Annotated in this window: 8 protein-coding genes; 6 read left to right on the top strand and 2 right to left on the bottom strand. The window is 68.1% G+C overall.

Annotated elements, in window-relative coordinates; translation table 11 throughout:
* Window positions 1–3 precede the first annotated feature (3 nt).
* A complete protein-coding gene (locus CXY76_RS03670) occupies window positions 4–333 on the bottom strand; it encodes a hypothetical protein (protein WP_104162905.1) in 330 nt (109 codons plus the stop codon).
* Between the two features lie 160 nt (window positions 334–493).
* On the opposite strand from CXY76_RS03670, the gene CXY76_RS03665 reads away from it, so the two are divergent.
* The 3 genes from CXY76_RS03665 to CXY76_RS03655 all read left to right on the top strand — a co-directional run bounded on the left by CXY76_RS03665 (window position 494) and on the right by CXY76_RS03655 (window position 3,659).
* Window positions 494–949: an Asp23/Gls24 family envelope stress response protein gene (locus CXY76_RS03665; protein ID WP_104162904.1), complete on the top strand. Its 456-nt coding sequence runs from the start codon at window positions 494–496 to the stop codon at window positions 947–949.
* Window positions 950–1,051: 102 nt separating this feature from the next.
* Window positions 1,052–1,315, top strand: coding sequence for a GlsB/YeaQ/YmgE family stress response membrane protein (locus CXY76_RS03660; RefSeq protein WP_088455336.1), 264 nt, complete (start codon window positions 1,052–1,054; stop codon window positions 1,313–1,315).
* A 139-nt stretch (window positions 1,316–1,454) separates the two neighbouring features.
* Window positions 1,455–3,659 carry an MMPL family transporter gene (locus CXY76_RS03655; protein ID WP_104162903.1) on the top strand — a complete coding sequence of 735 codons (2,205 nt, stop codon included), beginning with the start codon at window positions 1,455–1,457 and terminating at the stop codon, window positions 3,657–3,659.
* Window positions 3,660–3,785: 126 nt separating this feature from the next.
* Here CXY76_RS03655 and CXY76_RS03650 read toward each other — a convergent pair whose 3' ends face one another.
* Window positions 3,786–7,589 (bottom strand): multifunctional oxoglutarate decarboxylase/oxoglutarate dehydrogenase thiamine pyrophosphate-binding subunit/dihydrolipoyllysine-residue succinyltransferase subunit, encoded by a 3,804-nt coding sequence (locus CXY76_RS03650; protein ID WP_104162902.1) that lies wholly within the window; start codon window positions 7,587–7,589, stop codon window positions 3,786–3,788.
* 134 nt (window positions 7,590–7,723) lie between these two features.
* Between CXY76_RS03650 and CXY76_RS03645 the strand changes: the two genes are divergently transcribed.
* The 3 genes from CXY76_RS03645 (at window position 7,724) to CXY76_RS03635 (ending at window position 11,730) form a co-directional block, all read left to right on the top strand.
* A complete protein-coding gene (locus CXY76_RS03645; RefSeq protein WP_104162901.1) occupies window positions 7,724–9,163 on the top strand; it encodes a GuaB1 family IMP dehydrogenase-related protein in 1,440 nt (479 codons plus the stop codon).
* A 132-nt stretch (window positions 9,164–9,295) separates the two neighbouring features.
* Window positions 9,296–10,666: a hemolysin family protein gene (locus CXY76_RS03640; RefSeq protein ID WP_104162900.1), complete on the top strand. Its 1,371-nt coding sequence runs from the start codon at window positions 9,296–9,298 to the stop codon at window positions 10,664–10,666.
* Complete coding sequence (locus tag CXY76_RS03635; RefSeq protein ID WP_104162899.1) at window positions 10,663–11,730, top strand: hemolysin family protein; 1,068 nt, start codon at window positions 10,663–10,665, stop codon at window positions 11,728–11,730. The genes CXY76_RS03640 and CXY76_RS03635 overlap by 4 nt, the downstream gene beginning before the upstream one ends.
* Window positions 11,731–11,761 lie beyond the last annotated feature (31 nt).

Genomic DNA, 11,761 nt, shown 5'->3' with positions numbered 1-11,761 from the left:
GTCCTAGCCGATCCGCGCCACTTTCACTTCGATCGCCGTCACGGCAGGGTCGCCTGACTCGACGAAGTACTCCTCGATGGTGTCGTAGACCCTGCGGCAGACCTCGGTCGCCGCGTCAGCGTCCGCGACGCCGATGGCGACGGATGCGGTGACGCCCTCGTCGGTCTCGGTCAGCGTGACGAGTTGCGGAGCCGTCGGCTTCGCCGTGAGCGCCCCGACGACCTGGTGCACGACCGTGGTCAGGACGGGCGCTGCCGGATAGAGTTCGTCGACGCCCGGAACCTGGCCGACGGCTGCGGCGAGCTCCTCGGCGGGCTTCGGGGATGTGCTCAAGACGTCTCCAGTCTCGGGGAACGGGTGGGACCAGATCAGTGTAGATCTTCGGAGCCCAAAAAACTTTCCTGCGAATCCGTGACGAATCGACAGTGGGCTGCGTCGTAACTTAGACGATGCAGTTTCTGCCCTCGGCACGGTTTACCAAGGAGACCCCCAGATGTTCAGCAGCACCCCCGACCAGCCGACCTCGGCGACCACCCTGCCGGCCAACGCCGGCGAGGTGACCGACGGCGCTGTCGACAGGGTGGGGGAGGGCGTCACCACCATCAAGGACAGCGTCATCGCCAAGGTGGCGGGACTCGCCGTGCGTGAGGTGGCGGGCGTGCATTCCGTGGGCAGCGTGCCGACCAGGGCGCTCGGGGCGATCCTCGACGCCATCGTCAGCGCTGACGTCAACCCCGGCATCTCCGTGAAGCTCGGCGACGACGATGTCGCCGTCGAGATCACGATCGTCGCCGGTTATCCGGTGCCCCTGACGGCCCTCGCCGATCAGGTCCGCGCCGCGACGACCCGCGCCATCGAAGGCTTGGTGGGAATCACGGTGTCAACCGTGAACGTGACCATCACAGACATTTACGTGGCCAAGGAACCTGACGACAACGACGTCGCCTAGGTTCCAGGCCACGTAATCAAGCCGGCTCGTCAGAGCCCGGTCGGACGTGCACAGCGCGTTCGAAACACCAGCAGTACACACCAAACAGAAATGAGACACTCCATGGGGTTTTTCGGATTCCTTCTTCTCGGCCTCCTCGCGGGCGCCATCGCCAAGCTGATCCTCCCGGGCAACCAGGGCGGCGGATGGTTCATCACGCTTCTGCTCGGCGTTGTCGGCGCACTGCTCGGCGGATTCCTCGGTAGCGCCCTCTTCGGCGCACCGCTCGAAGACTTCTTCTCCATCCAGACGTGGCTCCTCGCCATCGGTGGATCCATCATCGTTCTGCTCATCTACGGCTTCGCCGTGGGCCGTCGCAAGGCGTAGCAGCAGCCGGGTTTCCCCGGAGTGAAGGCGGCACTCGCACCCACAGGGTGCGAGTGCCGCCTTTTTCGTTTCCCGGACGCGATCTTCCAACTTTCGAACGACGCACCCGGTCGCCCGCCCGAATACGCTCAGGACTGTGATGAAGACGACTGACCCCGCACCGCACTCAGACCAGGAGCGCCGGACCCGACGGACCGGCTCCGGCAGCCGCGTGCCGCTCTGGCTGCGCATCCTGATCCCCACCATCCTGATCTTGGTCTGGTTCGTGATGTTCGGTGCCGGAGGGGCGTCGTTCGGCCGGATCAGCGACGTGTCGACCAACGACCAGGTGCAGCAGCTGCCGGCCAGCGCCGACGCCACCAAGGTGCAGGCGCTGCAGGCCGAATTCCGCGGCGACGACGTGCTGCCCGGTGTTCTCGTTTACGAGCGCACCGGCGGGCTCACCGAGGCCGACCAGGCCGCGATCAGCGCGCAGATCACCGAGCTGGCGCAACTGGACGGGGTCGTCACCGACAGCGTGTCGCCGGCCATCTTCTCCGAGGACGGCGAGGCCGCCGAGGCCATCCTCACCCTGGACACCCAGATCAAACCCGCGGACACCGTCGAGTCGATCCGCGCGTATCTCGCGGACAACCCCATCGACGGCGTCGACACCTACGTGACCGGCCCGGCCGGGCTGATCGCCGACCTGACGGGCGCGTTCGCCGGCATCGACGGCATCCTGCTGCTCACGGCTCTCGCGGCCGTCCTGGTGATCCTGGTGATCGTCTACCGGTCGCCGCTGCTGCCCCTCATCGTGCTGTTCACCAGCCTGTCCGCCCTCTGCGCCTCCGTGCTCGTGGTGGTCGCCCTGGCCAGCGCCGACGTGCTGATCCTGACCGGGCAAACCCAGGGCATCCTGTTCATCCTGGTGATCGGGGCGGCGACGGACTACTCGCTGCTCTACGTCGCCAGGTTCCGCGAGGCGCTGCGCGACACCGAGAAGAAATGGGATGCGACCCTGGTCGCCCTACGCGGTTCGTTCGAGCCGATCCTCGCCGCCGGCGGCACCGTGATCGTGGGGCTGCTGTGCCTGCTGTTCAGCGACCTCAACTCGAACAAGGCGCTCGGACCCGTGGCGGCCATCGGGATCGGCTTCGCGCTCCTGGCCGCGCTGACCCTGCTGCCGGCGCTGATGCTCTGGGCCGGCCGTGCCGCGTTCTGGCCGGTGCGTCCGAAACTCGGTTCCGCCCACCCCGGCCTGGACGGTGCGAACGCCAAGGGCGTCTGGCCGTGGCTGGCGCGGCTGGTGAGCCGGCGGGCCAGGCTCATCTGGATCACCTGCACGGTGTTGCTGGCGATCGCCTCGATCGGGGCGTTCCAGTTCAAGGCGGATGGCGTCTCGCAGAGCGAATTCGTGCTCGGCACCTCGGAGGCCAGGGACGGCCAGGCCGTGGTCGGCGAGCACTTCCCCGGCGGCTCCGGCACCCCGGCCGTCGTGATCGGGCCGGAGTCCGAGCTGCAGGCGATGACCGACGTGCTGCTGGCCAATGACGGGGTCGACTCGGTCACCGTGCTCTCCGAGGACTCCGTCAGCGGCTCGCTTCCGGTGACGGCGGACGGCGTGCAGGCGTTCGGCCCTCCCGGAACGCCGGCGGGCGCGCCGACCGTGATCGACGGTGACGTCATGCTGCAGGCGACGCTGACCGACGTGGGCGATTCCGCGCCGGCCGAGGCGACGGTGCGCGAGCTCCGGGTCTCCCTCGAGGATGTGGCGGGGACCGTGCTGGTCGGCGGTACAACGGCGATCGCCGTGGACACCACCGATACCGCGATCCACGACCGCAACCTGATCATCCCGATCATCCTCGGGGTGATCCTGGTGATCCTGATGTTGCTGCTGCGGTCGATCCTGGCCCCGGTGCTGCTGGTGGCCACCGTCGTGCTGTCCTTCGCCGCCGCCCTGGGAGTGTCCTCCTGGGTCTTCGACGGGGTGCTGGGCTTCCCGGGCGCCGACCCGGTGGTCCCGCTCTACGGGTTCGTCTTCCTGGTGGCGCTGGGCATCGACTACAACATCTTCCTGATGACCCGGGTGCGGGAGGAGTCCATCCGGTTCGGCACCCGCACCGGGATCCTGCGCGGGCTCGTCGCCACGGGTGGCGTGATCACCTCGGCCGGTCTGGTGCTCGCCGCGACGTTCGCCGCGTTGGGTGTGCTGCCGATCCTGTTCCTCGCGCAGCTGGCGTTCATCGTGGCCTTCGGTGTGCTGCTGGACACCTTCGTGGTGCGCTCGCTGCTGGTGCCCGCCCTGGCCCATGACATCGGCCCGAAGATCTGGTGGCCGAGCAAGCTCGGCAAGCTCTGACACCCTCGCGAACTGTGAGAAAAGCACCAGGATGCGCGACTTCTTGGGGCTTTGCTCACGGTTCGCGAGGCCGGTAGCACGAAGAAGGGCCGCACCCCCAGGGGTGCGGCCCTTCTTCGTGTCGCTTTACAGGGTGAGCGCGTTTTTGAGCAACTCGGTCTGCTCCGCGGCGTGACGCTTGGCGGAACCGGCGGCAGGTGACGCCGACGCGGCCCGCGAGAACAGGCGGATCGGCCGGGTGCCGAGCTTGTTGGTCTGCAGGTAGAAGAACGGCCAGGCGCCCTGGTTCTCCGGCTCGTCCTGCACCCAGGCCAGCTCGGCATTCGGGTACTGCTCGGCGACCTGCTTCAATTCGGCGCCGGGCAGCGGATAGAACTGCTCCAGCCGCACCAGGGCGATCTCGGGGTTCGGGTTCTTCTCGAGGTCGGCTAACAGGTCGTAGTAGAGCTTGCCGGCCATGAACAGCACCCGCTTGACGGCGGCCTTGTCCTGGATCCGCGCATCGTCAATCACCGGTTCGAACTTGCCGCTGGTGAAGTCGGCGACCGGGCTGGTCGCTCCGCGCAGGCGCAGCATCGACTTCGGTGTGAAGACGATCAGCGGGCGACGCGGACGCATGTACGCCTGGCGGCGCAGCAGGTGGAAGTACGACGCCGGCGTCGACGGGCGCGCGACGGTCATGTTGTTCTCCGCGCACATCTGCAGGTACCGCTCGATCCGGGCGGACGAGTGGTCGGGGCCCTGGCCCTCGTAGCCGTGCGGCAGCAGGAGCACGACGCTGGAACGCTGGCCCCACTTCTGCTCGGCCGAGGAGATGAACTCATCGATGATGGTCTGGGCGCCGTTGGCGAAGTCACCGAACTGGGCCTCCCAGAGCACGAGGGCGTCGGCCCGCTCCACGGAGTAGCCGTACTCGAAGCCCATGGCCGCGTATTCGCTGAGCAGGGTGTCGTAGATCCAGAACCGGGCCTGGTTCTCGCTGAGGTTCGCCAGCGGCAGCCACTCCTGGCCGTTGACCCTGTCGTGCAGCACGGCATGGCGCTGCACGAAGGTGCCGCGGCGGGCATCCTGGCCGGCGAAGCGCACCGGGGTGCCCTCGAGCAGCACGGAGCCGAGCGCGAGCAGCTCGCCGAAGCTCCAGTCGATGTTGCCGTTGCGGCTCATGTCGAGGCGTTTCTGCAGCAGCTGCTGCAGCTTGTTGTGCACGGTGAACCCGGCCGGCTTGTTGTTGAACGTGTCGCCGATGAGGTGCACGACGCTTTCGGGCACCCCGGTGGTCTCGGGTTCGCCGACGGCGTCGTCGGGCGCGCCGTTGCCGGAGAGCCCCCGCGCCGCCGCGGCCGCTTCGCCGGGCGTGATGATCGGGATCGACGAGGTCTGGGCGGCGTGCGTTTCCAGGAACGCTCGTTCCAGGCGGTCCTGGAAGTCGGCGTGGGCCGCTTCGAACTCCGCCTGGGTGATGTCGCCGCGTCCGACCAGCGCCTCGGTGTAGAGCTTCCGTACGGAGCGCTTGGCCTCGATCAGGTTGTACATCAGCGGCTGCGTCATCGAGGGGTCGTCGCCCTCGTTGTGGCCGCGTCGGCGGTAGCAGACGAGGTCGATGACGACATCGCGCTTGAATTCCTGTCGGTACGCGAATGCCAGTTCGGCGACCCGTACGACGGCCTCGGGGTCGTCACCGTTCACGTGGAAGATCGGCGCCTGGATGGTCTTGGCCACGTCGGTGGAGTACACCGAGGTGCGGCCCTCGCCGGGAGGCGTCGTGAAGCCGACCTGGTTGTTGACGACGAGGTGGATGGTGCCGCCGGTGCGGTAGCCGCGCAGCTGGGACATCTGCAGGGTCTCCAGCACCACGCCCTGGCCGGCCATGGCCGCGTCGCCGTGCACCAGCACGGGCAGGGTGGAGAAGGTGCCGATGGGCTTGCGGTCCTGCTTGGCGCGCACGATGCCCTCGAGCACACCGTCGACGGCCTCGAGGTGGGAGGGGTTGGCGGCCAGGTACACGGCCACCTCCTCGCCGTTGGTGCCGCGGAAGGTGCCCTCGGTGCCGAGGTGGTACTTCACGTCGCCGGAGCCCTGCACGCTGCGGGGGTCCTGGGTGCCCTCGAACTCGCGGAAGATCTGGCCGTAGGTCTTGCCGGCGATGTTGGTGAGCACGTTCAACCGGCCGCGGTGGGCCATGCCGATGCAGACCTCGTCGAGGCCGGCATCCGCGGAGCCCTGCAGGATCGCGTCGAGCAGCGCGATGGTGGACTCGCCGCCCTCGAGGCTGAAGCGCTTCTGGCCGACGTACTTGGTCTGCAGGAACGTCTCGAACGCCTCGGCCTCGTTGAGCTTGCCGAGAATGCGCATCTGCTCGTCGTGGGTGGGCTTGACGTAGGTCTTCTCCATCTTCTCCTGCACCCACTTGCGCTGGGCCGGGTCCTGGATGTGCATGTACTCGATGCCCGTGGTGCGGCAGTACGAGTCCCGCAGCACACCGAGGATGTCGCGCAGCAGCATCGAGCGCTTGGTGCCGAAACCGCCGGTGATGAACTCGCGGTCCAGGTCCCAGAAGGTGAGGCCGTGGCTGGCGATGTCCAGGTCCGGGTGGGTGCGCTGCTGGTACTCGAGAGGGTCGATGTCGGCCATCAGGTGGCCGCGCACGCGGTAGGCGTTGATCAGCTCCTGCACCCGGGCGGTCTTGTCGACGGCGCTGGCCAGGTCGACGCTGATGTCGGGGGCCCAGTGGATCGGGTCGTACGGGATGCGGATCGCGGCGAAGATGTCTTCGTAGAAGTTGTGCTGGCCGATGAGCAGCTCGTGCACGATCTTGAGGAACTCACCCGACCCGGCACCCTGGATGACCCGGTGGTCGTAGGTGCTGGTGAGAGTGATGGTCTTGGAGATGGCCAGGCTGGTGAGCGTCTTGACGCTCGCGCCCATGAACTCGGCCGGGTAGTCCAGCGCGCCGGCGCCGATGATGCAGCCCTGGCCCTTCATGAGCCGAGGCACCGAGTGCACGGTGCCGATGCCGCCGGGGTTGGTCAGTGACACCGTGGCGCCGGAGAAGTCGTCGGCGGTGAGCTTGCCCTTGCGGGCGCGGCCGACGAGGTCTTCGTAGCTGGTCAGGTACTCGCCGAAGGTCATGGTGTCGGCCCGCTTGATGGCCGGAACCATCAGGGAGCGGGTGCCGTCGGGCTTGGGCAGGTCGATCGCGATGCCCAGGCCCACGTGGGCGGGGGCGATCACGGAGGGCTTGCCGCCCTGCTCGTCGTAGTAGACGTTCTGGCTGGGGAACATCTTGAGCGCGCGGATCAGCGCCCAGCCGATCAGGTGGGTGAACGAGACCTTGCCGCCGCGGGCCCGCTTCATATGGTTGTTGATCACGATGCGGTTGTCGATGAGCAGCTTCGCCGGGATGGTGCGCACGCTCGTGGCCGTGGGCACGGTGAGACTGGTGGCCATGTTGGCGGCGAGGCTCTTGGCCATGCCGCGGAGCGGGGTGACGACATCCTGCGGGGGAGTGGGCGCCACGGCGGAGACCACGGGCTGCGGGGTGGTGATCGGGGCGTCGGCGGGAACCGGCTCCGGCTTGGGGGCGATCGACGTGGTGCGGGCCGTGCGCGGTCCGCCGAGAACGGGGATCGGCGCGGTGACCGGGTGCGCTTCGGCCGTCGGCGTCGCGGGTTCCTCGGCCAGCGGAGGCACCTCTGCGGCGGCGGGGGCGATGCTCGACGCGGCGCCCTCGGACGCCGGGGCGTCGTCTTCAGCCTGCTTCTCGGCCGTCGCACTCTGGTGGTAGCTGTCCAGAATCGGCCACCACGACTGATCCACCGAGTTCTTGTCGATGAGGTAACGTTCGTAAAATTCGTCTACGAGCCATTCGTTGGCTCCGAATTCAGCAGAGGCCGTTTCTTCGGACCCACCGCCGGTCAACTGGTTCGACACAGCTGATCGCCCACTCTCTTCGTTGATTCTGATTGTCCATGGCGATCACAACCGCCGGGTCAGTGTGTTGATATCAAGACTAATCCCATCGAGGTGCTGCACCGGCACGGCTCGGGAGGACTAGCGTTAAAAACATGCAGTTCTATGGAGCGGTACCTCGCCACGATTTGACCTATTCCGACGTCTTCCTGGTGCCCAGCCAGTCGGCGATCAACAGTCGGCTCGACGTGTCACTCGCGCCGGGGGACGGCACCGCGGCCACGATCCCGATCGTCTCGGCGAACATGAACTCGGTGACCGGACCCCGCCTGGCGGCGTCTCTCGCCCGGCGTGGCGGCCTCGGCGTGTTGCCGCAGGATATGCACCTGCAGGACCTGGACGCGGCCATCCGCTGGGTGAAGTCCCAGCCCGTGCAGTACGACACCCCGTTCGTTTTCGCCCCCGACGCCACCGTGGCCGACGCGCTGCGCCAAGTGCCGCCGGTCACCGGCCAGGGCCTGGTCATCCACAACGGTGACGACACCTACCTGGGCTGCATCGACGCGGCCAGGCTCGCCTCGGCGCTGCCGGACGCCCGCCTGGGCGACCTGCTGCACGGCCCGCTCACGTCACTCGACGCCGAGGACATCGACACACCGCGCAACGCGTTCGACGTGATGAGCGCCGCCGACCTCGACTTCGCCCCCGTGCTGCTGCGCGGCAAGCTGATCGGCACGCTCAGCCGCAAGAGCGCCCTGCGCTCCACCCTGTATCAGCCCGCCGTCGACAGCTCCGGCCGGCTGCTCGTGGCCGCCGCCGTCGGGATCAACGGCGACGTCGCCGCCAAGGCCCGCGCGCTCGCCGCCGCCGGCGTCGACGTGCTCGTGCTCGACACCGCGCACGGCCACCAGGCCGGCATGATCCGCGCGCTGCGCACCGTCTCTGAGCTCAAGCTCGGCATCCCCATCGTCGCCGGCAACGTGGTCACCGCCGACGCCGTCGAGCACCTCGTCGGCGCCGGAGCGAACATCATCAAGGTGGGCGTCGGGCCCGGCGCCATGTGCACCACCCGGATGATGACGGCCGTCGGCCGCCCGCAGTTCTCCGCCGTGATCGAGACCGCCGAGGCCGCCGGCAAGCTCGGCGCGCATGTCTGGGCGGATGGCGGGGTGCGCTACCCGCGCGACGTGGCGCTCGCACTCGCCGCCGGGGCCGCCTCCGTGATGATCGGTTCCTGGTTCGCGGGCACCATCGAAGCGCCGGGCACCCTGGACACCGACGCATCCGGCGCCCTCTACAAGGAGAGCTGGGGCATGGCCTCGACCAAGGCCGTGCAGCAGCGTTTCGACAGGCTCGACGCGTACGAACTGGCCCGCAAGACCCTGTTCGCCGAGGGCATCTCCTCGTCGAAGATCTACCTGGACCCGCTGCGTCCTTCGCTCGAAGACCTGCTCGACATGATCACCTCCGGCGTGCGCAGCTCGTTCACCTACGCGGGGGCGGCCAGCGTGGCCGAATTCCACGATCGGGCGAAGGTCGGAATCCAGTCGGCAGCGGGCTACGAGGAGGGCAAGGCGCTCGTGGTTTCCTGGTAGCTCGCACGTGGAACCGTGCAGGCAGTCCCGGTATAGTTGGCCCTCTAATGGACGACCCCCCTTCTGCGAATTCACCCGACCATAAACCCTCGCCTGTGACCCGCGGCGGTGCTGCCCGTGTATGAGTGGATCATGCTCGGGATCGGCCTGATCCTGACCCTGGGCACGGGCCTGTTCGTGGCCAGCGAATTCGCGCTGGTCAACCTCGACCGCTCCGACCTCGAGGCGCGCCGCGACCGCGGCGAGACCCGCCTGGCGCTGACCATCGCCGCGCTCAAGATCACCTCAACGCACCTCTCCAGCGCCCAGCTGGGCATCACCCTGACGACGCTGCTCACCGGGTACGCGATGGAGCCCGCAATCAGTTCCTTGCTCGCGGCGCCGCTGAGCCTCGTGGGCATCCCCGAGGCCGTTGTGCCCGTCGTGGGATCGGCTGTCGCCATCGTGCTCGCGACCCTGGTCTCGATGATCGTCGGCGAGCTGGTGCCCAAGAACTTCGCCCTGGCGCTGCCGATCCAGACCGCCAAGGTCGTCATCCCGTTCCAGACGGTGTTCACCACGGTGTTCAAGCCCGCGGTGACGGTCCTGAACGAGAGCGCCAACGGCCTCCTGCGGATGGTCGGCATCGAGCCCAAGGAGGAGATATCCGGGGCCCGCACCGCCGAGGAACTCTCCTCCCTGGTGCGCCGGTCGGCCAGCGCCGGCCTGCTCGAGGCGGACACGGCGACACTGCTGCACCGCACCCTGCTGTTCTCCGGACACACGGCATCCGACGTGATGACCCCCCGCCCCCGGCTGGCCAGCATCCAGCGCAACGCCAGCGCGCAGGCGGTCATCGACCTCACCAGGCAGACCGGCTACTCCCGCTTCCCCGTCATCGACGAGAGCGCCGACGACGTGGTGGGCATCGTCCACGTCAAGCAGGCCGTGGCCGTGCCGCGCAGCCGACGCTCGGATGTGCCGGTGTCTGCCCTGCAGTCCGAGGCGCTGCGGGTGCCGGAGACCATGAAGCTCGACGGGCTGCTCGGCGAGCTGCGCGGCCGCGGCTTCCAAATGGCCGTCGTTGTCGACGAATACGGCGGAACCGCCGGCGTCGTCACCCTCGAGGACCTCGTGGAGGAACTCGTCGGCGAGGTCGCCGACGAGCACGACCGCACCAGGGCCGGCATTGTGCGTTCGCAGGGCTCCCTGACCTTCCCCGGCATGCTGCGGCCGGACGAACTGCACGAGCGGGCCGGCCTGACCGTGCCCGAGGACGGTCCATACGAGACCGTCGCCGGCTACGTGATGAGCGAACTCGGCCGGCTGCCCGTCGTCGGCGACATCGTGCGCATCCCCACCGGCGAACTGCGGGTGGAACGGCTCGACGGCCGTCGCATCGACCGGCTGCGCTACACCCCCGACCCCGTCGAACCCGGCCCTCCCGCGACCGGCGCCGTGCGCACCATCCAGAAGGAACCCGTGACCACTTCATCGCAGACCAAGCGGGTGAGCGGCCGATGAACGACTGGGCCGGACTCGGCTGGCTGTTCGTGCTGCTGCTCGGCAACGCGTTCTTCGTCGCCGCCGAATTCGCCGTGATCTCCGCACGCCGCTCCCAGATCGAACCTCTCGCGGAGGCCGGCAAGCGCAGCGCCAAGACCGCGCTGTGGGCCATGGAGCACGCCACCCTGATGCTCGCGACCTCCCAGCTGGGCATCACCGTGTGCTCGCTGCTGATCCTGAACGTGTCGGAACCCGCGATCCACCACCTGCTCGAGATCCCGCTGAACCTCACCGGGCTGCCCGAGGAGGCCATCGGCACCATCGCGTTCATCATGGCGCTGCTCATCGTGTCCTACCTGCACGTCGTCTTCGGCGAGATGGTACCCAAGAACCTCTCGTTCTCGATCCCCGACCAGGCCGTGCTGATCCTGGCCCCGCCGCTGGTCTTCTTCGGCCGTCTGGTCAAGCCCGTCATCGTGGCCCTGAACGCCACGGCCAACGGCGTGCTGCGCCTGTTCGGCGTGGCACCCAAGAACGAGGCGACGAGCACCTACACCCTCGACGAGGTGGCGACCATCGTCACCCAGTCCACCAAGGAGGGCGTGCTCAGCGACGACTCCGGCGCCCTGTCGGCGGCGTTCGAATTCACGGCCAAGAAGGCCAAGGACATCGCCGTGCCGCTGGACCAGCTGGTCACTCTGCCCGAATCGGCCACCCCCGCCGACGTGGAGAAGGCCGTCACCCGGCACGGCTTCTCGCGCTACGTGCTCGACTACGAATCCGGCGAACCCAGCGGCTACATCCACCTCAAGGACGTGCTCGGCCTGGACGTCGACCCCATCGACCCCGTCGACACCGGCCGGACCGGCTACACCGACCCGATCCCGGCCAAGCTGATCCGCCAGCTGGTGTCGATCTTCGAGGACACCGACCTCGAGGATGCCCTGGCCACCATGCGCCGCTCCGGCGCACACCTGGCCCGCACCTTCACCGTCACGGGCGACGCCACCGGGGTGCTGTTCCTGGAGGACATCATCGAGGAACTCGTCGGCGAAGTGCAGGACGCCACCCGGCGGCTCTAGACGCCCACCCACCGGCGTCCTCGCGCGCTCT

The organism is Cryobacterium sp. N22 (assembly GCF_002929555.1).
Taxonomy (GTDB): domain Bacteria; phylum Actinomycetota; class Actinomycetes; order Actinomycetales; family Microbacteriaceae; genus Cryobacterium.
Note: the sequence above shows the minus strand (reverse complement) of the source record. Positions and strands in the feature narration are given on the sequence as shown.